Here is a 22,291-nt window from a genome sequence, read left to right on the forward strand (position 1 = left end):
GCCTGCCATGCATCACTACGCTTATAAAGCGATGGATGCAACGGGAAAACTTGCCAGAGGCCAGCTCGCGGCAAACAGCGCGCTCGAGCTGGAGCATAGCCTTCATCGCCTCGGTCTCGACCTTATTTCCTTCAAGACTGCAAGCACTAGGAATTTCCTTTCGCGCGGCGTCACACGGCACCATCAAGCCTTGTTCTGTCTTGAAATGGAGCAGTTGCTCCATGCCGGCGTGCCGCTGCTGCAAGCCCTAGCCGAACTTCATATCTCAACCGAACAGCCAGCCCTCCGCCTGGCGCTTGCCCATTCAAAGGTCGCCATCGAAAGCGGGGAGTCCTTATCACAAGCACTATCCCACCACAGTCATGCCTTCCCCCAGCTGTTGATCACCCTGATTCATATCGGTGAGGTCACAGGCCGCTTGCCTGAAGTGTTCGGACATCTCGCAGCAACGCTACGCTGGCACGACGAAACCGCCAAGAAACTGCATCGCGCCTTGATCTACCCCGCTCTCGTGCTCACGACCGTGTTGGCCTCCACGGCATTCCTGCTTGCCTATCTCGTGCCGCAAATGGCGGCCTTTTTCAAAAGCTCCGGGCAATCGCTGCCCTGGCATACCGAGCTCATGCTGCAAACGTCCGCGCATTTTGCACGTCACGGCTGGCATTGGCTTTTGGGTATGGTGGTATGCCTAGCATTGGCGATTGGGATCATTGCCAGTTCACCCATTGCCCGCAACTACTGGGATGGCCGCAAATTGCGCATTCCGGTGATCGGTCCCCTGCTGCAGAAATCCATCATGGCTCGCTTTGCACGTTACCTGGCCCTGATGTACCGAACTGGCATTCCCCTGCTTGATGCACTGGAGCATTGCCGCGATGTAGTCGGTAATTTGCACGTCGCGTCGCACCTCAATACAGCCATAGACGATATCCGATCCGGCATCGCCATAAGCGATAGCTTGCAAAAAACCGGGACATTTCCGCCACTGGTAATACGCATGCTTCACATCGGCGAGACGACGGGGCATCTGGATGCTGCGCTCGACCGGGTCAGCGAGTATTACGATCGCGATGTTCAGCACACCATCGAAACCCTGTTCAGCCTGCTCGAACCTGCGCTCACTATTCTGTTGGGCGGTCTGATGGCTTTGGCCATGCTTTCGATCCTGGGGCCGATCTACGATGCCATTTCGGAGATTCGGCTGTGATGGGCAGCAAAATCATCGTTTGCCTTCGCCGCCAAAACGTCACTGCGGGCGTGTGGCGTAGAAATCGACTCATCACGCTTGAGCATTTCGAGCACTCCGAAATCGGTCATGAGAATTTCGCACGCTGGCTTGGGCGATTCAGCGGTGCCACCTGCCACCTCCTGATCGATAGCCCGGATGAGTCATTGAAGCTGGAAACCCTGCCGCACGTGCTTGGGATAGGGCGATCCGCAATGGTTCGGCGCAAGCTCGACCAATTCCAGCCAAGCCACGTCTACAAGGCAGCGCTTTGCATGGGACGCGAATCCGAAGGGCGCCGGGATGACCGCTACCTTTTTACCGCTCTCACACAGGAAGCGCTACTGCATCCTTGGCTCGACATCGTCGAACGTTCTGCGCATCCGCTTTCCGGCATCGCCCAGATGCCCGTGGCATGCCACCGTCTGGCGCGCATACTCAGCCTAAGTACCGAAAATCTTCTGCTCATCACTCGCCACCAGCACAGCCTGCGCCAGAACCATTTCGTCAAAGGCGCTCTATCAATGAGCCGGACTGTCAACGCGACGTCTGACGCTCCGCATCACTTGGTCGGCGAAACCGAGAAAGCCCTGTTATATCTGCTCAATGCTCAGACTGCGGGCACCAGTGCACCTCTCCAGGTCGTGTTTGCGGGCGTAGAAGAAGCAGGTTTGGCTGATGCTTTTGAAACAACCTGTCAGGTCATTCCGTCGCAAATTCTCGAAAAGCAATTGCGACTCGCTGATGACACTTTCAGCCAGCACCCTGACCTACTATTCATGGCCGTGATCGCGCTACATGGCTGTCCTGGCAATCTCGCCCAGCCTAGCCAAATGGCCCGCTCACGCTCCCAGCAACTGCGGCTCGGCCTGAATCTCGCCGGTGCAGCACTTCTCACCTCCACTGCCGTGGCTGCGGGCATTCATATTTCCACCGCCATTCAACTTCAACAGGAGGCTGAAGATTTGTCTAAGCTGACCCGTCAATTGCCGCCTTATGCCTCAGCGAAACCTCACTCACAGACGCCATCAGGAAAACAGCTATACGCCACTGTCGAATTGGCGTCGCGAATAGAACACAGCTACCGCACTCCGCTGGAATTCATGCAAGTACTATCGGCCGCCCTCGACAAGCTACCCGAGATCCAACTCGACAAGCTGGAATGGCAACTGGGGGAGCACGCAACAGTACTGCCAGTGCCCAATGCACCGCAATTCGCCGTTGTCGAGGGAAAAATCCACAGCCGAGACGCTACGTTACTGAATACTCTGGTCACGCATCTAAAAGCGCATCCATCGATTGCGACCATCGAGAATGAACAGCCTGACGTCGCCAAGCCGCTCCATGGAAATACACAATCACCTAACACGCTAACGCCACAAACATTTCGCCTTCGCATCAAATTCAAGGAGAGCACTTAGTGCTTTTCCGATCGCTTAAATACAGAGTTGCCGTATTTCTATGCATTGTGCTCGCCTGTATCGCTACGCTCACCGTAACCTTGAGATGGGCATCCCAGGCACACCTGAATCGGGATATGGCCAATCAAGCTTATTTAAATGCCAAGCAACAACTGCGCGCCCAAGTGGCGGAAGAAGCCGAAATGGCCCGTGACTTGCCGCGTTATCGGCAGCTGCAACAACGAGGCTTGATCGGAGAAGAAAACCGTAAAGCCTGGATCGACCATTTAAGCTATATTGCCGCAAGGCATCATTGGCAACCGATTGAATATGAATTCGATCAGCCGCAGATTGTTAAAGACGCCTCTTCCGGGCTGCAACTAAGCAGTTCTGTCATGCGGCTGCATCTTTTGCTGATGCATGAGGAAGCGTTGTTGCAATTGTTTGCCGCACTCCCGTCTCAGCAGCTAGCTCCGGTCATCCCCCGCAAGTGCACCATTGTCACCACTCAAGAGCTTCATCATGAACTTGATGCGCACTGCGAATTCCAGTGGATTACGTTTTCCGAATCCAAGGCGGCGATATGAAAAAGTGGGCCATTTTCTTAATTAATATTTACTCGGCCGTCGCGCTGGCCGATCCCTCGCCACTGGGACGCCTGTTCTTCACCCCGGCCGAAAGACGGCAACTCGAACAATCGTCCCCACCGCAACCACCATCCACTCCCGCCCCGCTACCAAAGCTGGAGATAAACGGCATTGTCCAGCGCAGTGACGGCAAAGGGACGGTCTGGCTAAACCGTCAGCCGATTCAGGAAGACACCCATCAAGAGAACGTTCAGATCGGTAAGTTGCGCCAGAACTCGGATCGCGTTCGCCTCGACCTTCCGCAGCACCGGCTCTCACTGCGTCCGGGACAGCACCTCGATACCGTCACAGGGAAAGCAGTAGACAACATTGTGGTGCAACAAACGGGGACCACCCATTAAATGGCGCCAAAACGCGGGCAAAAAGGTATCTTCGCGATGGCTTTGGTACTGGCGCTCGGCCTTGCGATGACCTCCTGGCTGGCCCGCAACACCTTGTCTCAAAGCTCGCAAACCCTGCGCGAGCAGAAAACAGCCGCCGCGCTCACCACTGCCAAAGCAGCATTGATAGGCTGGAGTGTTTCCAACGCCAGCAAACCCGGCACCCTGCCATGCACGGATACGACCAACAGCGGCAGCGCCTCCACGAGCGGGACCAATTGCACCGCCTATATCGGACGCCTGCCATGGAAGCAACTCGGGACCGGCGATTTGCGGGACGGCGACGACGAATGTCTGTGGTACGCGTTATCTCCCATCTTTCGCAACACCATGAACGTCTCCGGTAGCAACAGCCGCGTCAATTTTCCGCTTAACGGCAACACCCAGGGAACGATCACCCTGAAGGACAAGAACGGCAACGTGCTCGCCAGTAAGCTCGCTGCCGTAATCTTGGCCCCGGGAGCACCGAGGTCAGGCCAAGCAAGGACTAGTACCGCGACAACCTGCGGTGGAAACGTGACAGCGTCGAATTACCTGGAAAGTTTGAACGGCATCAACAACGCCACCGGCAATTACGACGCGGTAACTGGCGCGTTGACCTTCGTCGTCTCCGTCCCGACAACTTCATTCAACGACAATCTCATTGCCATCAGTGCCGAAGACATTTATGGCCCGTTGCGTAAGCGCATCGCGCTGGAACTCATGGGCACCAGCAATCCCACCTACGGCTTACTTTGGTATTACAACAAAAACCATGTCTACCCCTGGGCTGCAAATGCGAGCTATGTCCAGCAGTCAGGATCGACCTCGCAATACATCCCCTATGGCGACCTCAATTTCGCCGTTTCTGCACTCAACGTTTGGCTGGTCAACAACCAATGGCTGCCGCTCGTCACTTATTCCGTCGGCAGCGATTTCCAGCCGGGGACGACATTTCCCCAACAATGCGGAACCGGCTGCCTCTCGGTGCGAGGTGCACAGACCCAGGCCAGTATTCGTGTAGGCGGAGGCAGCGTTGTCTGGACGACGCGCGTTTGCGCCACCAATACTCTAGTCAAACAATGCCCGTTGCCATGAAGCAAGCGGCCGCCGGATTTACCTTGATCGAGATGGCAGTGGTACTGGTCGTCGTCGGCCTCATGCTGGGCGGCTTGTTGATGCCGATTTCAGCGCAGCTCGACCAGCGCAATTACACCGAGACTCGCCGCGCCATGAGCGATATCCGAGAAGCCTTGCTGGGTTTTGCCATGGCGAACGGGCATTTGCCTTGCCCTGCCATATCGGTTTCCGACGGCCGCGAGGACCGGGCGGTCTCCGGAATTTGCAACAAGCGCGTGGGCTTTCTGCCGTGGTCAGAGCTCGCCGTGCCCAAACTCGACGGCTGGGGGCATCTCTATCGGTACAGTGCCACGCAAGTCTTTATCGATGCAACGCCCAAAGTCAGCCTGACGAGCACGCCTGATATCCTAATTAAAACCCGCGATACAACCGGCACCGCTATCAATCTCACCAACACCAGTACCGTGATCGCCGTTGTTCTAAGTTTCGGCAAAAACGGGCGCTGGAGCTATTCCGATCAAGCCATTCAAGCAGCAGACGGATCGACCACCAATAGCGATGAAGACGCCAATGCTAGCGGTACGGCCTCATTTTTCAGCCGCGAACTCACCGCCAACACTGCAGCACCAGGTGGCGAATTTGACGACTTCGTCCTGTGGATTCCAGCCACCCTATACTTCAACCGCATGGTCTCGGCCGGCCAACTGCCTTAAACTATGATGCATGAATGACAACCAGCTCCTGCGCTACAGCCGCCACATCCTGCTTCCCCAGATCGCGTTTGAAGGCCAGCAAAAACTGGCCGAATCGCACGCTCTCATCGTTGGTGCGGGTGGCTTGGGCTCGCCAGCCGCGTTGTATCTTGGCGCTGGCGGCGTGGGCAAGCTCACAATTTGTGATTTCGATAATGTCGATCTCACCAACCTGCAGCGCCAGGTGATCCACAACACCGCTGCTGTCGGCATTAACAAAGCTGTTTCCGCACAGCAGACGCTGCATGGCATCAACCCGGAAATCACCGTCGTTCCAGTACCCAAGAAATCCACCCCGGAAGAAATGACGGAGCTGGCACGGCAAGCCGATGTGGTCATCGATTGCAGCGACAACTTCCGTACTCGCTATGTGCTCAACCGCATCTGTCATTCACTGAAGAAACCCCTCGTCTCCGGCGCCGCCATCGGCTTCGAAGGCCAGATCACCGTCTTCGACTTCCGCAATGACACCAGCCCCTGCTACAACTGCCTGTTCCCCGACATGGGTGCCGACGAGGAAATGCGCTGCGCCGAGAATGGCGTATTCGCGCCCCTAGTCGGCATGATAGGCACCGCGCAGGCGGCGGAGGCAATGAAGTTACTACTAGGCATCGGTGAGAGCCTGGAAGGCCGATTGCTGCTACTCGATGTGCTCTCAATGGAGTGGCGCAACATTAAGCTGAAGAAAGATCCGAGCTGTGCGGTATGCGGCTAGGCCGCGAGCGGAAGAACCCGATCCAATTGATCCTGGATATTGCTGCGAGCCTCGCGTAGCTCGTACTCGTCCTGCAACCCCATCCAGAATTGCACCGAAGTACCCAAGGCCTTGGCCAGCCGCAACGCGGTATCAGCGGTAATCGCGCGCTTGCCCAGCACGATTTCATTGATGCGGCGGGGTGGCACGCCGATAGCATTCGCCAGCCGGTTCTGGCTGATCCCCATCGGCTTCAGAAATTCCTCAAGCAGAATTTCGCCGGGGTGAATGTTGTTCAAAGTTTCCATAGGTATCTCAATGATAATCAACGATCTCGACCTGGTCCGGTCCTGCTTCTGTCCAGATAAAACAAATCCGCCACTGGTCGTTGATTCGAATACTGTAAAAACCGGCTCGGTCGCCTTTCAGCATCTCCAGCCGATTGGCCGGCGGAACGCGTAAATCCTCCAATGTTTGCGACTTATCGAGCATGAAAAGTTTTCGCAAGGCGACCTGCTGAATTTCACGCGGCAGCTTCAGCGAAACTGTGCCGTGCCAGATTTTTTCTGTTTCTTTTGAGGCAAAGCCGATAATCATACAAAAATTGTAACGCCATACGTTATATAACGCAATGCGTTACAAATCTAGCGCTCCTCAGCAAACCCAACCGCTCAGAAAACGTTTGTTCTCGGGTAAAATCCGCCCCCTTTTCTCTCTCTAAGGCAAACGCAGATGTGGTTCAAGAATCTTCTCATCTACCGGCTCACCAACTGGACCGATACCGCCGATACCCTGCAAGAAAACCTCGGCAAGCTGGCGTTGCAATCTTGCAATGGCCTGGACGTGCAAAACCGCGGCTGGGTGTCGCCCAAGGACAATAGCGAATCGCTGGTCGAAACGATGAGCGGCGCTTTCATGATCGCGCTGGGCGTAGAAAAAAAACTGCTGCCTTCCAGCGTTATCAACCAGGTTGCCAAGGCAAGAGCGGCTGAGATCGAAGAACAGCAAGGCTACAAGCCGGGCCGCAAGCAGATGAAGGAGATCAAGGAAGCCGTCACCGACGAGCTGATCCCCCGCGCTTTCGCCATCCGCCGCAAAACTCACGTGTGGATCGACCCCGAACACAAGTGGATGGTGGTCGACGCCGCCAATGTCACCAAGGCGGATGAGGTGACGGAAATGCTCATCAAGAGCCTGGACAACTATTCTTCCACCTTCCTGCGTACTCAAATCTCGCCCTGCACCGCCATGACCGACTGGCTCGCCGGCGGCGAAGTACCCAGCGGTTTCACCGTGGACCAGGATTGCGAACTTCGCGGTCGCGGCGAAAGCGGAGCGACCATTCGCTACGTTCGCCATGCACTGGACGACACAGAGGTCGCCAAGCACATTCAATCGGGCAAGGAAGTCACCCGCCTGGCGATGACGTGGGACGACAAGCTTTCGTTCGTGCTGCACGACAACCTGCAGATCAAGCGCTTGGCACCGCTGGATATCATCAAGGAACAGGCGCGGCAGGATGAGCAGGAGGATGCGTTTGCTACCGACTTCGCGCTGATGACGGGGGAGTTGAGGAAGATGTTGGGGGATGTGGTGGGGGCGTTGGGGGGAGAGGTTACGGCTGAGTAGTTTCTTGCTACCCGATAACTAGCCTTAATCAGCTATTCCAGACTTGGTTCAAATTCAGGTGTTTTAACTCCCTCGCCCCTTGCGGGAGAGGGATGGGGTGAGGGGTGTCATTCCCGATTTGATCCGGATTCCAGTGCTTTTGAATTTAGAACCAAAACCCTCGGTCTCGGCCGACAACCGAGTTACCTTCTCTTGCTTGCCCAAGAGAAGGATAACCGAAGAGAAGGGCACCCCGCGCCCCGCCTTCTACGAGGGTTCCCTGCGCTGCTCGCCAAGCCGGGCGGCTGCGGAACTCGGGCTTTCAGCCCTAGGACAGTCCTCGCCGACTACTCCGTCTTGGCTGTGCTGCTCGGCGGGTGCACAGGGGATACACTGCGATATTCATGTTGTTAGTTCCCTGCACTTTCTGGTCTCGCAAATTCTTTAGGATATCCACTCAACACCCAGATTTCTGGGTAATAAGGACTAGTCCAGAGTTGCTTTAAAAAAGACCTAAAAAAAACGTCTTTTCCTCCAACATCAGCAGGCCATGCTTCATTAAAGAAAATATAAGCATTCTTTGGTTGTCCAGCATAAAGAAAATTTAGCATTTCCTGCCATAGCACTGGGGGCACTCCCCACTCATTTTCACGATGTACGTGGAATTGTTCTCTTATTGCGTAAGGGGATTTTGATAGCTCGTATTTTACTAATTCGAATAGTTGCCCATCCCACCCACTATGTCTGGATATAGATTCAGGACTAACTGTGAGCTTAGTGCCTTGGAATAAAAGTTCTACTGCCGGAGCTGGCGACTCACCAAAAGAAGTATTCCAATATGCAAAGGTATCATCGGTAGTTGAAAGCGCCTCATCCCCCACCTCAAGACTAGCGTTGCCTGTAGATAACTTGGCAATTAATTTGGGCGGAAAAATAGAATAGAACTCATATTTATAGCAGCAGTGTGCGCTTCCAGAATTATGCGAGACTAGTATTTTTGGATATGTAGTTACTGGACTGATACTGCTTATCAAGGTGCAGCTAAGATGTGCACCATATTCATCATTATTTTGCAGTTCTTTATCAAACTCGATCTTGCCGTCACGAATGACCTGAATTCGTGAACATGCTCCGCCCAAAGATCCATCAAGTGCGAAGCGAACAATAGTTTGATCTGCAAGAATGTTATCTATGAGACGACCGTTGAACGGAGTCCACTCCCGCTTGAACTCAGGACCGTCCCAGCTAAACCCTGAAACCTCGTTAAGCAAAGCTTTTGTCGCCGCATCCAATTCGTAAGAAACCGCTTTCATAGGAAATGTTAGCGAGAACAAAAATGTAAATAATAAAAATGGTATTGGCATCATTTATTAGAAAGTTTTTATTAAGAAACAATGCGTCTTAACACTACAACCTATACCTAAATAGGTAATTGGCGGCCCTTTTCCTGATGCACCGCCGAGCAGCACAGCCAAGTCGGGGGTAGTCGGCGAGGACTGCCTGAGGGCTGCAAGCCCGAGTTCCGCAACCGCCCGACTTGGTGAGCAGCGGAGGGGAGCCTTCTTCTTTGGTTCTTTTCTTGTGGGCGAGCACAAGAAAAGAACTCGCCTGTCGGGCGAGACCGACGGTTTTAACCCAACAAAAAACCGAGTTTCCCCCGCCTTCTCAAACCTCTGGATTTCGGGTTCTGCTACGCAGCCCCCGGAATGACAAAAACGTCCATTTCCACTGCTATTTCGACCCCACCAAATTCTTCACCGCCGCAATCAAATCCCCCGGCATCAGCACCAGCTTGCTGTTATCCGATTCCGACAGCTTTTGAAGCGCATGAATATAGCGGTCGCCCAACAGGAAAGTCGCTGAGGAATTACTGTCCTTCACCGCATCCCCAATGATGCGCATGGATTCCGCGCTGGCCTTAGCCGCAACTTCCTGAGCCTCAGCATCCTTGCGTGCAGCCTCTAACCGAGCCTCGGCATTCAAGATAATCGCCTGCTTCTCGCCTTCCGACCGCGTTACCAGTGCCACCCGCTCACGTTCAGCGGAAGCCTGCATTTCCATCGCCTGCTGCATGTTGGCAGAGGGTTTGATGTCCTGGATTTCCACCGATTTCACCGTCAAGCCCCAATCGACGGCTTCGTCGGCGATAGCTGCCTTGAGTTCGGCTTTGATGCGGTCGCGCGACGATAAGGCTTCGTTGAGGTCCATGCCGCCGATGATGGAGCGGAGGCTGGTTTGCACCATGTTGCGCATGGCTTCGCGGAAGTTTTCGATGCCGTAGACGGCGCGCTCGATGTTGGTGACCTTGAGGAAGGCAATCGCGTTAGCAAGGATGACGGCGTTGTCGCGCGTGATCACTTCCTGCTCCGGTACGTCGAGGATGATGTCCTTGGTAGTGACCTTGTAGCGCACCTGGTCGATGATGGGGAAGATAATGTTGAGGCCCGGCTCCAGCACGCGGTGGAAGCGTCCCAGGCGCTCGACCACCCATTCTTCGCCTTGCGGCACGATGCGCACCCCCAGCCAGATGCCGACGGCAACGGGGAACAAGAGAACGATGAGGAATGACAGCATGGTGAGCTCCTTAGTGTTGTTTACGCTCGACGCGCAGATAGTTGCCTTCGACACGGACCACTTGGGCTTCGTCGCCGGGTTGCAGGGTTTGTTCTGAAATGGCGATCCAATCGCGGCTGCCAAGCACGGGCACCGTGAATTCGATGCGACCTTGGCTTGAGGGCGAGACGGGCTGGGTGATGCGGCCTACACGTCCAAGCTCTTCGCCGCGTGATTGCCCGACTCGAAGTTGCGGCTGGGTCTTGGCGTATTTAAGGCGCCAAACGGCGAGCGAGGCCAGCGACAATACGGAAAATGCCAATAATTGGATAGCGGTGGAGAGATGGGGGAAGAGCGCGATCAGCAGCGCAACGCAGAGGGCCGCAATACCGAACCAGAGGATATAAAAGGTGCCGGTCAGCATTTCCATGCCCAACAGCAGCAAACCCAGAATCGCCCAGCTCCACAATGGTTGCAGCATGAAAGCCCCCTCGTCCTTGCTTGTTATAGTGGCTTGAAATCCTAGCAGAATTCATTAGAGTTGCGGGGCGGGGAAATCACCCGCGTGAATAGGGAGAAAAACAATGGGAGGCATGATTTTCTGGGCGGTGCTGGCCATCGCGCTGGTGTACTTCATCACGGCCTACAACAACCTGGTCGGCATCAAGAACAACGTCGCCAAGGCCTGGGCCAATATCGACGTGCTGCTCAAGCAGCGCCACGACGAATTGCCCAAGCTCATCGATACCTGCAAGCAGTACATGCAGTACGAACAGGCGACGCTGGAGAAAGTCATCCAGGCGCGCGCCCGCGTCGCTACGGCTCGCGAGAGCCAGGATATTGCCGCCCTTGGCGCTGCGGAGTCCGCGCTTAGATCAGGGCTCGGCAGCCTGTTCGCACTGGTGGAGTCCTACCCTGAGCTCAAGGCCAACGAGCAGTTTTTGCACCTGCAAGGCCGCATCACGGGCATCGAGAATGCCATCGCCGATCGGCGGGAGTTCTACAACGAAAGCGTCAACATCAACAACGTGCGCATTGAGCAGTTCCCCGATCTCGTCGTGGCACGGATGTTCAATTTCAAATCTTTCGACTTGCTGAAGTTCGAAGCCGCCGATTTGCAGGATGTCGACATCGCGCAGCGTTTCGGCTAAAACCAAGCCCGGTTAGCGCTACATGTTGAAAACGCTGAGGGTAGGCTACGCCAACCTCATCACCTCCGGCAGCCATCTGGTCTTGCTGCTGGTGGCATTCAAGATCGGCACATCGCTGGCCTGGACCGGTTCGCTGGTGGCGATTTCTGCCATCAGCTTCTTGGCCTGGTCGGCCAACCTGCGCCGCAACCGCGCCATTGCCGATATCCCGACCTCCAAGATCGGCTCGGCAGCCCAAGGTTATGCGGAAATCTATGGGCGCGCCTGCCGTGACAAGGAATATCTCGCCGAAGGCAAGCTCGGCAGCTTGCCTTGCGTGTGGTACCGCTACGTCACTTACCAGAAAGACTCGGAAAAAAAATGGCAAGTGGTCGATCGCGGCACCAGCGATAGCATGTTCGGCATCGAGGACGGCACGGGACGCGTGCTGGTCGACCCGGACGATGCGGAAGTCATCACTACCCACGTCCATACCTGGTACGAAGGCAATTACAAGCACATCGAGGAACTGTTAATGCCGAGCGACAACCTCTACGTGCTGGGTGAGTTTTCCACGTTGGGCGGCGCCAACAGCGATTTGAACCTCAACGAAGACGTCTCGGCCCTGCTGGCGGAATGGAAGCGCAACCGCCCCATGCTGCTCGAACGTTTCGACCTCAACAAGGACGGCCAGATCGACCTGCAGGAGTGGGAACTTGCGCGACGCGCGGCCCAGCGAGAAGTGGAAAAGCAGCACCGCGAAATCCGCCAGCAGCCTGGAGTTCATGTCATACGGGTGCCTGCCGACGGTCGTCACTACCTCATCGCCAACCTTTCACCGCAGCAACTGGTGCGCAAATACGTGCGCTGGGGCTGGTTTCATCTGGGGCTGTTCCTGATGGCGGGTGGGGCAGCCGGGTGGTTGGCCGTGGTAAAATCCACGGCATGAGCGAACTAGACAAATCTTTTGAACCCAAGAACATAGAAGGCCGTTGGTACGAATTATGGGAATCCAGCGGCTATTTTTCTGCCGGGCTCGACACCACCAAATCCGATAACTTCTGCATCCTGCTGCCGCCGCCCAATGTGACGGGTACGTTGCATATGGGCCATGGTTTCAACCAGACCATCATGGATGCCTTGACGCGCTACCACCGCATGCGCGGCGACAATACGCTGTGGCAGCCGGGCACTGACCATGCCGGTATCGCCACGCAGATCGTGGTAGAACGCCAGCTGGATGCGCAAGGCGTTTCGCGCCACGACCTGGGCCGCGAAAAATTCCTGGAAAAAGTCTGGGAGTGGAAGGAATACTCCGGCGGCACGATCACGCGCCAGATGCGCCGCCTGGGCACCTCGCCCGACTGGAGTCGCGAGCGCTTCACCATGGATTCCGGTCTGTCCAAGATCGTTACCGAAACCTTCGTGCGTTTGTTCCGCGAAGGTCTGATTTATCGCGGCAAGCGCTTGGTCAATTGGGATCCTAAGCTGCACACGGCCGTTTCCGACCTCGAAGTAGTGAGCGAAGAAGAGGACGGCTTCCTCTGGCATATTCGTTACCCGCTGGCTGACGGCTCCGACACGCTAACCGTCGCCACCACCCGCCCCGAAACCATGCTGGGCGATACCGCCGTCATGGTGCACCCCGAGGATGAACGCTACGCACACCTTATCGGCAAGATGGTGAAGCTGCCGCTGACCGACCGCGAAATCCCCGTAATCGCCGACGAATACGTGGATCGCGAATTCGGCACCGGTGTAGTGAAGGTCACCCCGGCGCACGACTTCAACGACTACGCCGTAGGCCAGCGCCACAACCTGCCGATGATCTCCATCCTCACGCTGGATGCCAAGATCAATCACCATGCCCCAGAAAAATATCAGGGCATGGACCGCTTCGATGCACGCAAGGCGATTGTCGCCGACCTCGAAGCGCTTGGGTTGTTGGAGAAAATCGACAAGCACAAACTCAAGGTGCCGCGCGGCGACCGTACCAATGTCGTGATCGAGCCCATGCTCACCGACCAGTGGTTCGTCGCCATGAGCAAGCCGGGCAAAGACGGCAAGAGCATCACTCAACAAGCTTTGGATGTGGTGGCTGACGGTGAAATCCGTTTCGTACCCGAGAACTGGGTCAACACCTACAACCAGTGGCTCAACAACATCCAGGACTGGTGTATCTCGCGTCAATTGTGGTGGGGTCACCAGATTCCGGCCTGGTACGGCGTCAACGGCGAAGTGTTCGTCGCGCACAACGAGGAAGAAGCACGCCACCTGGCCGATGAGGAAGGCTACGCCGGCGTGCTGACGCGCGATCCGGATGTGCTGGATACCTGGTATTCCTCCGCGCTGTGGCCGTTCTCCACGCTGGACTGGACACCTGAGTGGCCCGAGAAATCCAACCCCGCGCTCGACCTCTACCTGCCGTCTTCGGTGCTGGTGACAGGTTTCGACATCATTTTCTTCTGGGTGGCGCGCATGGTCATGATGACCAAGCACATCACCGGCAAGATTCCGTTCAAGGACGTCTATGTACACGGCCTGATCCGCGATGCGGAAGGACAGAAGATGTCGAAGTCCAAGGGCAACGTGCTCGATCCGATCGACCTGATCGACGGCATCAGCCTGGACGAGCTGATCAAGAAGCGCACCACTGGTCTGATGAACCCCAAACAGGCCGAAAGCATCGAGAAGAAGACGCGCAAGGAATTCCCCGAGGGCATTCCAGCGTTCGGTGTAGACGCGCTGCGCTTCACCTTCGCCTCGCTAGCCAGCCCCGGCCGCGACATCAAGTTCGACATGCACCGCTGCGAGGGCTACCGCAACTTCTGCAACAAGTTGTGGAACGCGACACGCTTCGTACTGATGAACGTCGAGGGCAAGGATTGCGGTATGCAACCTTGCAACCACGACTGCGGACCGGAGGGCTACCTGCACTTCTCGCCGGCCGACCGCTGGATCGTGAGTCTTTTGCAGCGCACCGAGGCCGAGGTCGAGAAAGGCTTTGCCGATTACCGCTTCGACTACGTGGCGCAGGCGATCTACAAGTTCGTCTGGGACGAGTACTGCGACTGGTACGTCGAGTTGGCTAAAGTCCAACTGCAAAACGGTACCGAAGCCCAGCAGCGCGCCACGCGCCGTACCCTGCTGCGCGTGCTGGAAACCGTGCTGCGCCTGGCACATCCGGTCATCCCGTTCATCACCGAGGAACTTTGGCAGAAGGTTGCACCGCTGGCAGATCGCCACGGCGAGAGCATCATGCTGCAACCGTATCCCAAGAGTGATACCGCCAAGATCGACGAGGCTGCGGAAACCTGGGTGGCCAACCTCAAGCAAGCCGTGGACGCCTGCCGCAGCCTGCGCGGCGAGATGAATCTGTCCCCGGCCCAGAAAGTGCCGCTGGTGGCTGCCGGTCCCAAGGCCGATTTGGAGGCTGTCGCGCCTTACCTCAAGCCGCTTGCCAAGTTAGCCGAGGTTGAGATCGTGGCTGAACTTCCGGATGCCGATGCGCCCGTGGCCCTGGCCGGCGAGTTCCGCTTGATGCTCAAGGTGGAAATCGACGTTGCCGCCGAGAAGGAGCGTCTATCCAAAGAAGTGACACGTCTGCAAGGTGAAATCGCAAAAGCGGATGCCAAGCTATCGAACGCCAGCTTCGTAGAACGCGCCCCGGCTGCAGTGGTGGCCCAGGAGAAGGAACGACTGGAGAATTTCCGCTCCACGCTGGAAAAATTGCAAGCACAGCTCGCAAAACTGAAGTAAGGCCTAATAGGGGGAGCTCTTTCAAGGTGCTCCCCTTTTCATTTCAACCGGCGGTAAAGTTCTCTGCCACCTCTTCTTCAAACTCTTCCATCCCGTTGAGGCTGATGCCCAGCTCTTCGACGGCCAATTCCGCACAAGCAGCCCATTCGCGCTCTACCGGCAATTTCTGCATGACATTGTAGATATGGGTTGCTGTTTGCAGCAGGGCGATGATCGTCTTGAATGGATGAATAACCGTCGGGACTTCATGGTGATGGCGAATTGCGCCCAGAATGAGGTCGGGGAGGCGCCAATGCTTACCCACCATATACCCCACGACACAATGATCGGTGTCGTGGCGTTTGTCTTCTTCGACCAGGTCGGGCCACGCTCCGCTCGCCAGACTCTGGCAATAATCGGAGAAACGCTGCATCAACACCGGCACGCCGCAATCGTGGAAAAGCCCGGCCATATAAGCCTGGTCGGGCGGAATGCTGCAGATGGAATATTGCTTCTTGGCGATAATGGCGGCGATCTGGGCAATATCCCCGGAACGCTCCCAGAATTTCTCGAATGCTGCGGAATTGCCCCCCAAAGCCTGACGGACGGCGATGCTTTTGACAATATTGACGACCTGCGTCAGGCCTAGCACATTAATGGCGATTTCCGCGGAATCCACACGCTTGGAAAGGCCGACTGCGGGCGAATTGACGACCTTGAACAAGCCCGCCATCAAGGCAGGGTCTGTCGCAATGCTAGCTACAATGGCCTTGGCGCTGACCCGGGGCTCATTGGCTAATCGATCGATCTCGATGAGCACCTTGGGCTGGGGTGGCAAGGTGACGCCTTGGCCGAGTATGGCCTGAACTTCTGCTGGCTCGATTTCTTTGGGTTGGGACGCTACTAGCATGGGGTGGATTGTTACCTGTTATTGCATGCTGAAAGCACTATTTAACTAATCCAGGCCGGTTTTGTCCACCTTCATTATCCGCCCAGGGTAAATGTCTCCAACGCATCCTCTTCAAACTCGAGCAAGCCGTCTTCGGGAATCCCGAGTTCTTCGATCACGTTGCGCCAATTGTCTTCCCAGACTATTTCTTGCGGCAGCTTCATCATCAGGTTGTACAAGTGCGTTGCCATTTGCAGCATGGCCACCATAGTGATGGCCGGGTGCGCCACCGACCAGATTTCGTGATGGAAACGTACCGATCGAAGAATAAAATCCGGCAGGCGCCAGTGCTTACCGACCAGATAGCCCACCACGCAATGATCGGTGTTGAACAGCCTGTCCTCGGCGTCGAGCTCCGGCCAGTGTTCGAGATTCTGGCTATCGAGCGCCTTGCAATAATTCGGGAAGCGCTGCATCAGGACAGGGACACCGCAATCATGAAACAGCCCGGCCATATAGGCCTGATCGGGGAAGATATTGCACACCGAGACCTGTTTCTTGGCGATGATGGCCGCAAGTTTCGCGATATCGCCTGAGCGCTCCCAAAACTTCTCGTAGGCAAGGGATTTACCGCCCAGCGCCTGGCGGATGGCGATGCTCTTGAGCAAATTGGTAATTTGCTTGAGTCCCAACAACGTCACCGCCGTCTCGGCAGAATCGATGCGCTTTGAGAGCCCCATAGCGGGCGAATTCACCACCTTGAAGACACTCGCCAGCAACGCCGGGTCCTTGGCGATCACCTTGGCCACCGCCTTTACGCTCACATTAGGCTGGCTGGCAAGTTCATCGAGCTCCATCAGCACCTTGGGCTGAGACGGAATAGCAATGCCCTGCTCGAGAATCGCCTTGATCTCCGGCCCTTCCAGCTCTTTTTGCGCCGATTTCGTTACCATGAGCTTGTCCTTATCCGTGAGCCATTAAGACAGATTGGGCGCCAGCCAGCGCTCCAGGTATTCCCGATCCACGCCGCGTCGCTGCGCCATATCCAGAAGCTGATCTTCACCGATCTTGTCCACGCTGAAATACTTGGCATCCGGATGCGCGAGATAAAAACCGGAGACCGATGCAGCGGGCGACATGGCAAAGGAATCAGTCAACGTCATGCTGATCTCGTCGCATTGCAATAGCTTGAACATGTCGGGTTTCACCGTGTGATCTGGACAGGCCGGATAGCCGGGCGCCGGACGAATGCCGCGGTACTGCTCCTTGATAAGCGCCTCGTTGGAAAGCTTTTCATCCGCGGCATAACCCCACAGGTCGGTGCGAACGCGTTCGTGCATGTATTCGGCGAAGGCTTCGGCCAAGCGGTCGGCCAGCGCCTTGACCATGATCGCGCTGTAATCGTCGTGGGCATCGAGGAAGCGCTGCACGTGCTTCTCGATATCCAGCCCGCCGGTGACGGCGAATAGTCCAATGTAATCGGCAATTCCTGAGCCTTTAGGTGCGATGAAATCCGCCAGGCACTGGTTAGGGCGAGGCACGCCATCGATCACCGGCTTTACCGTCTGCTGACGCATGCCGTACCAGGTGAAGGCGACTTCCTGTCGCGATTCGTCGGTATATATCTCGATATCGTCATCGTGGACGCTGTTAGCCGGCATTAGTGCGATCACACCGTTTGCGGTGAGCCAGCGGCCCTCGATGATCTTCTTCAGCATGGCCTGGCCTTCGGCGAACACCTTGGTTGCGGCATCGCCAACCACCTTGTCTTGCAGAATGGCGGGATAAGCCCCGGCCAAATCCCAGGTCTGGAAGAACGGACCCCAATCGATGTAGTCGGCCAGCAGGTTGAGGTCGAGGTTCTTGAACACGCGACGGCCGATGAACTTGGGCTTGGTCGGTGCGTTGTTGCCTGCGAACTCCACCTTGGCCTTGTTGGCGCGTGCTTCGGCCAGCGTCAGCAGTGGCGTGCCTTTCTTGTTGGCATGCTGAGTCCGAACGCGTTCATAGTCCGCTTGTAATTCGGCGATGTAAGTATCGCGCTGTTCCGGCGTGAGCAGCGACTGCATCACGGAAACAGAACGGGAGGCATCCGGCACGTAGACCACCGGCCCTTCATAGTTGGGCGCGATTTTCACTGCGGTATGGGCGCGAGAAGTCGTGGCGCCTCCAATCAGCAGTGGCGTCTTGAGTCCGCGGAAATGCGGATCGCGCTGCATTTCCTTGGCGACGTGGGCCATTTCTTCCAGCGAAGGTGTGATGAGTCCGGAGAGGCCGATGATGTCCGCGCCTTCTTCCTTGGCCTTGGCCAGGATTTCCGAGGCCGGCACCATGACGCCCATGTTCACCACCTCGAAGTTGTTGCACTGCAGCACCACCGAGACGATGTTCTTGCCGATGTCGTGCACGTCGCCCTTCACCGTCGCGATCACTACCTTGCCCTTGGGCTTGGCGACGATGCCCGTGCGTTCTTCCTCCAGGCGCTTTTCTTCCTCGATGAACGGAATCAGGTGCGCCACGGCCTGCTTCATCACGCGAGCGGACTTCACTACCTGCGGCAAAAACATCTTGCCCTGGCCGAACAAGTCGCCCACCACGTTCATGCCGTCCATGAGCGGACCTTCGATGACGTGGATCGGGCGTCCGCCGTTGGCCATGACCTGCTGTCGTGCCTCTTCCGTGTCCTCAACGATGAATTCGGTAATGCCGTGCACCATCGCATGTTCGATGCGCTTGTTAACGGGTACCGGATTCTCCGCCGTCCCGCGCCATTCCAGCGTGGCGGCTTCTTTCTTGCCTCCCGCCACCAGCGTACCGGCGAATTCGATCATGCGCTCGGTGGCGTCAGGACGGCGGTTGAGCACCACGTCTTCGACACGCTCGCGCAGCTCGGGGTCGAGATCGTCGTATACGCCGATCATGCCGGCGTTGACGATGCCCATGGTCATGCCTGCCTTGATGGCGTGGTAGAGGAAGACCGTATGGATGGCCTCGCGCGCCGCGTCGTTGCCGCGGAAGCTGAAGCTTACGTTGGAAACACCGCCGGAGATTTTTGCAAAGGGCAAGTTCTGCTTGATCCAACGCGTCGCTTCGATGAAGTCCACGGCATAGTTGTTGTGCTCTTCGATCCCCGTCGCGATGGCGAAAATATTGGGGTCGAAAATGATGTCCTCAGGCGGGAAATCGGCCTTTTCCACCAGCAAATCGTAGGCACGCTTGCAGATTTCGGTCTTGCGCTCAAAGGTGTCGGCCTGACCCTTCTCGTCGAAGGCCATCACGATCACGGCCGCGCCATAGCGACGGCACAGCTTGGCCTGGCGCAGGAATTCCTCTTCGCCTTCCTTCATGGAAATCGAATTGACGATGGCCTTGCCCTGCACGCACTTCAGGCCCGCTTCAATGACCGACCACTTGGACGAGTCGATCATGATGGGCACACGAGCGATATCCGGCTCGGAAGCGATCAGGTTGAGGAAATGCGTCATCGCGGCAACCGCGTCCAGCATGCCCTCGTCCATGTTGATGTCGATCACCTGCGCGCCGTTTTCCACCTGTTGGCGCGCCACGCTCAAGGCCTCTTCGTACTGCCCGTTAAGGATCATGCGGGCGAAGGCTTTGGAACCGGTGACGTTGGTACGTTCGCCGACGTTCACGAACAGCGAGCTGTCGTCGATGGTGAAAGGCTCCAGGCCAGAAAGGCGCGTCGCCTGCGGAATCTCAGGAATGTTGCGCGGCGGCACGTCCTTGAGGGCATCTGCGATAGCCTTGATATGCGACGGCGTCGTACCGCAGCAGCCGCCGGCGATGTTGACGAAGCCGCTTTCAGCGAACTCCTTGACCAGCGACGAGGTGATGTCCGGTGTTTCGTCGAAGCCGGTATCGCTCATCGGGTTCGGCAAGCCGGCGTTGGGGTAGACGCTGACGAACGCATCGGCGATTTGCGACAGTTCCTCGGCGTAAGGTCGCATCAACGTCGCGCCCAGTGCGCAGTTAAGGCCGATGGACAACGGCCGCGCATGACGCACCGAGTTCCAGAAGGCCGCCACGGTCTGTCCGGACAAGATACGACCGGAAGCGTCCGTCACCGTACCCGAAATCATGATCGGCATGCGGTAGCCGACCTCGTCGAAGAAGGTTTCGATGGCGAACAACGCCGCCTTGCAATTGAGCGTATCGAAAATGGTCTCGACCAGCAGGATATCCGCACCACCAGCCACCAGCCCACGCACTTGTTCAAGATACGATTCGGCCAATTGGTCGAAGGTCACATTACGCGCAGCCGGGTCGTTCACGTCAGGCGAAATCGACGCGGTCTTGGGTGTCGGGCCGAGTGCACCGGCGACGAAGCGCGGCTTGTCCGGTGTCGAATATTTATCGCAAGCGGCACGGGCCAACTTGGCGGCCTCGACATTCATCTCATAGGCGAGATGCGCCATGTGGTAATCGCTCTGCGCAACGCCGGTCGCGCCGAAGGTATTGGTCTCGATCATATCCGCACCGGCAGCGAGATATTTTTCGTGAATTTCGCTGATGACATGCGGCTGCGTCAGCGTCAGCAGCTCGTTGTTGCCCTTAAGGAACAACTCGCGACCATTGGCTTGCGGCGCCTCGTGCCCGCCACAACCGCAGCCCGGCCCGTGGACATGATTGGGCTCGCCCGTTTTTTCACCCAGCGGGCCCTGGAAATCGGCAAAGCGCGTGCCGCGATAATCCTGCTCGGTCAGCTTGTACTGCTGGATCATGGTGCCCATGGCACCGTCCAGGATCATGATGCGGCGCGACAGGATGTCCCGAAGTTGAATTTCAGTCGGGGAGAGTGTGTAAGTCATTGACCTGCTTTCAAGCAATCGTCGGTTTTGAACAAACCGGAAAAATTGTTAATCGACCATTTCGCCCAGCTGGCCGACCCATTGCATGGCCTCCAACTCGGCATGGCTGAGATCGGCCGCGGTGAGGTGCAGGCTTTCCAGGCCTTCGGCAACCGACGAAAAATCGCCGATTTCCACACTTTCCATCAGCGCGAGAAGCCGCCCCAGGTAACCCTGACGCAACAGAATGGCATCGCGTACATCCTCGGACAGGCTTAGCTGGTTGAGGATGTCTTCCATGTTCATGCCCAACAGCACGTCCACCAGCGACAAGATGCCAGTCATGAACGCAGCATCGGCATCCACCTGCTTGCTGCGCGACTGGCACAGCAATTCCATTGTTCTTGCCCGTGTGGCCGCCATTTGCATCAGAGGATTGGTGGCGATGGTACCGTCCTGCACATACAACAACAGCTGGACCCAGCGCTGCAAATGCTTATGTCCCAGCACTACCAGCGCTTGTTGCAGCGAACTGATCTTGAGCCGCAGCCCCATGCCGACCGAATTCACCAAGCGCAACAGGCCCAACACCAAGTTGGGGCTTTCCTTGAACGTATTCTCGATCTCGCGGATCTCGACGTCGTTCATGATCTGGTTCATTACCCGCAACAGCACCAGCTGGCGAGGATTGGCTTTCTTGCCTGACAAAATCGCCGGCCGCGCGAAAAAGTAGCCCTGGAACAGCGAAAATCCCCAGGCATGACAGCGATGGAACTGCTCGAGGTCTTCCACCTTTTCCGCCAGCAGCTGAATCTGCGGCCATCGCCGTATGCGCTCCAAAGACGCCTCGACCTGCTCGGGTGAGGAAAGCAGCATATCGAATTTGATGATATCGACGACCTCGAACAACTCATCGTACGAATCGTCGTATTCGAAATCGTCCAAAGCCAGGCGAAAGCCCTTGGCCTTCAACTCGCGGCAGCGCTCGACTGCCTTGGGGTCGATCTTCACCGTCTCTAGGATCTCGAGCACGATGCGTTCCTTAGGCAACAGCTCGAGCACGTCGCTCATCAGCAACTCGTAGGACACGTTGATGAACCCGAGTTGCTTGTCCAGCACGTTGTCGATACCGAAATGACTGACTGTGTTCGTAATCACAGTTGCAGTCGCCAGCACGTCGTTGGTGACGTTCGCACTCAGGTTCCAGCCCGAGCGGAACAATAGCTCATAGGCCACCACGTTCTGGCTGGCGTCCAGGATCGGCTGGCGCCCCAGGAATATCTCGGTGTGTTCTGGCAGGTTCAAGGCTAAATGCGCTCCCGGTTCAGCGGGATAAACGCCAGCACCTGAGCTAGGCCCTCACGAAATACGCGGCAAGGTGTCGAATCCATTTTTGTTGTTTCTGGGC

General features: G+C 56.6%; 20 protein-coding genes. 11 read left to right on the forward strand and 9 right to left on the reverse strand.

What is annotated here, in order from left to right; translation table 11 throughout:
• The first annotated feature begins 7 nt into the window (after nt 1–7).
• The 7 genes from NMK_RS06125 to NMK_RS06155 all read left to right on the forward strand — a co-directional run bounded on the left by NMK_RS06125 (nt 8) and on the right by NMK_RS06155 (nt 6,178).
• Nucleotides 8–1,207: a type II secretion system F family protein gene (locus NMK_RS06125; RefSeq protein ID WP_109014862.1), complete on the forward strand. Its 1,200-nt coding sequence runs from the start codon at nt 8–10 to the stop codon at nt 1,205–1,207.
• On the forward strand, nt 1,204–2,646 hold the full coding sequence (locus tag NMK_RS06130; RefSeq protein WP_146187131.1) for a hypothetical protein: 1,443 nt from the start codon (nt 1,204–1,206) through the stop codon (nt 2,644–2,646). Before NMK_RS06125 ends, NMK_RS06130 begins: the two co-directional genes overlap by 4 nt.
• A gap of 116 nt (nt 2,647–2,762) precedes the next feature.
• Nucleotides 2,763–3,212, forward strand: coding sequence for a hypothetical protein (locus NMK_RS06135; RefSeq protein WP_109014864.1), 450 nt, complete (start codon nt 2,763–2,765; stop codon nt 3,210–3,212).
• Entirely contained in the window at nt 3,209–3,613 is a 405-nt protein-coding gene (locus NMK_RS06140) for a hypothetical protein (protein WP_109014865.1), read from the forward strand. Before NMK_RS06135 ends, NMK_RS06140 begins: the two co-directional genes overlap by 4 nt.
• A complete protein-coding gene (locus NMK_RS06145; protein ID WP_109014866.1) occupies nt 3,614–4,729 on the forward strand; it encodes a hypothetical protein in 1,116 nt (371 codons plus the stop codon). It abuts the gene before it with no gap.
• Entirely contained in the window at nt 4,726–5,424 is a 699-nt protein-coding gene (locus NMK_RS06150; RefSeq protein ID WP_227871386.1) for a prepilin-type N-terminal cleavage/methylation domain-containing protein, read from the forward strand. Before NMK_RS06145 ends, NMK_RS06150 begins: the two co-directional genes overlap by 4 nt.
• A gap of 10 nt (nt 5,425–5,434) precedes the next feature.
• A complete protein-coding gene (locus NMK_RS06155) occupies nt 5,435–6,178 on the forward strand; it encodes a HesA/MoeB/ThiF family protein (RefSeq protein ID WP_109014868.1) in 744 nt (247 codons plus the stop codon).
• Here the strand turns inward: NMK_RS06155 and NMK_RS06160 are convergent.
• Together NMK_RS06160 and NMK_RS06165 are read right to left on the reverse strand one after the other, a co-directional pair.
• Complete coding sequence (locus tag NMK_RS06160; RefSeq protein ID WP_109014869.1) at nt 6,175–6,465, reverse strand: HigA family addiction module antitoxin; 291 nt, start codon at nt 6,463–6,465, stop codon at nt 6,175–6,177. The genes NMK_RS06155 and NMK_RS06160 overlap by 4 nt on opposite strands.
• A 7-nt stretch (nt 6,466–6,472) precedes the next feature.
• A complete protein-coding gene (locus tag NMK_RS06165) occupies nt 6,473–6,754 on the reverse strand; it encodes a type II toxin-antitoxin system RelE/ParE family toxin (protein ID WP_109014870.1) in 282 nt (93 codons plus the stop codon).
• A 135-nt stretch (nt 6,755–6,889) separates the two neighbouring features.
• On the opposite strand from NMK_RS06165, the gene NMK_RS06170 reads away from it, so the two are divergent.
• Nucleotides 6,890–7,786 carry a recombination-associated protein RdgC gene (locus NMK_RS06170; RefSeq protein WP_109014871.1) on the forward strand — a complete coding sequence of 299 codons (897 nt, stop codon included), beginning with the start codon at nt 6,890–6,892 and terminating at the stop codon, nt 7,784–7,786.
• Nucleotides 7,787–8,175: 389 nt separating this feature from the next.
• Here the strand turns inward: NMK_RS06170 and NMK_RS18240 are convergent, their stop codons facing one another.
• The 3 genes from NMK_RS18240 to NMK_RS06180 form a co-directional block, all read right to left on the reverse strand.
• Nucleotides 8,176–9,078, reverse strand: coding sequence for a hypothetical protein (locus NMK_RS18240; protein ID WP_146187132.1), 903 nt, complete (start codon nt 9,076–9,078; stop codon nt 8,176–8,178).
• Nucleotides 9,079–9,496: 418 nt separating this feature from the next.
• Entirely contained in the window at nt 9,497–10,339 is an 843-nt protein-coding gene (locus tag NMK_RS06175; RefSeq protein ID WP_109014872.1) for an SPFH domain-containing protein, read from the reverse strand.
• 10 nt (nt 10,340–10,349) lie between these two features.
• Nucleotides 10,350–10,799 carry an NfeD family protein gene (locus NMK_RS06180; RefSeq protein WP_227871387.1) on the reverse strand — a complete coding sequence of 150 codons (450 nt, stop codon included), beginning with the start codon at nt 10,797–10,799 and terminating at the stop codon, nt 10,350–10,352.
• 112 nt (nt 10,800–10,911) lie between these two features.
• Here NMK_RS06180 and NMK_RS06185 point away from each other — a divergent pair, with 112 nt between their 5' ends.
• The 3 genes from NMK_RS06185 to NMK_RS06195 are packed head-to-tail and all read left to right on the forward strand — an operon-like array spanning nt 10,912 to nt 15,207.
• Nucleotides 10,912–11,469: a LemA family protein gene (locus tag NMK_RS06185; protein WP_109015087.1), complete on the forward strand. Its 558-nt coding sequence runs from the start codon at nt 10,912–10,914 to the stop codon at nt 11,467–11,469.
• Nucleotides 11,470–11,491: 22 nt separating this feature from the next.
• Nucleotides 11,492–12,397 carry a hypothetical protein gene (locus NMK_RS06190; RefSeq protein WP_109014873.1) on the forward strand — a complete coding sequence of 302 codons (906 nt, stop codon included), beginning with the start codon at nt 11,492–11,494 and terminating at the stop codon, nt 12,395–12,397.
• Nucleotides 12,394–15,207, forward strand: coding sequence for a valine--tRNA ligase (locus NMK_RS06195; RefSeq protein WP_109014874.1), 2,814 nt, complete (start codon nt 12,394–12,396; stop codon nt 15,205–15,207). Before NMK_RS06190 ends, NMK_RS06195 begins: the two co-directional genes overlap by 4 nt.
• Before the next feature lie 43 nt (nt 15,208–15,250).
• On the opposite strand, the gene NMK_RS06200 is transcribed toward NMK_RS06195, so the two are convergent.
• The 4 genes from NMK_RS06200 to NMK_RS06215 form a co-directional block, all read right to left on the reverse strand.
• Nucleotides 15,251–16,096 (reverse strand): HDOD domain-containing protein, encoded by an 846-nt coding sequence (locus NMK_RS06200; RefSeq protein ID WP_109014875.1) that lies wholly within the window; start codon nt 16,094–16,096, stop codon nt 15,251–15,253.
• A 74-nt stretch (nt 16,097–16,170) separates the two neighbouring features.
• Nucleotides 16,171–17,028 (reverse strand): HDOD domain-containing protein, encoded by an 858-nt coding sequence (locus tag NMK_RS06205; RefSeq protein WP_109014876.1) that lies wholly within the window; start codon nt 17,026–17,028, stop codon nt 16,171–16,173.
• A gap of 24 nt (nt 17,029–17,052) precedes the next feature.
• The gene (gene metH / locus NMK_RS06210) at nt 17,053–20,904 is read right to left on the reverse strand and encodes a methionine synthase (protein WP_109014877.1); all 3,852 of its coding nucleotides are present in this window, start codon (nt 20,902–20,904) and stop codon (nt 17,053–17,055) included.
• Between the two features lie 48 nt (nt 20,905–20,952).
• The gene (locus NMK_RS06215) at nt 20,953–22,188 is read right to left on the reverse strand and encodes an EAL and HDOD domain-containing protein (protein WP_109014878.1); all 1,236 of its coding nucleotides are present in this window, start codon (nt 22,186–22,188) and stop codon (nt 20,953–20,955) included.
• Between the last annotated feature and the right edge of the window lie 103 nt (nt 22,189–22,291).

The organism is Novimethylophilus kurashikiensis, assembly GCF_003112435.1.
Lineage (GTDB): Bacteria > Pseudomonadota > Gammaproteobacteria > Burkholderiales > Methylophilaceae > Novimethylophilus > Novimethylophilus kurashikiensis.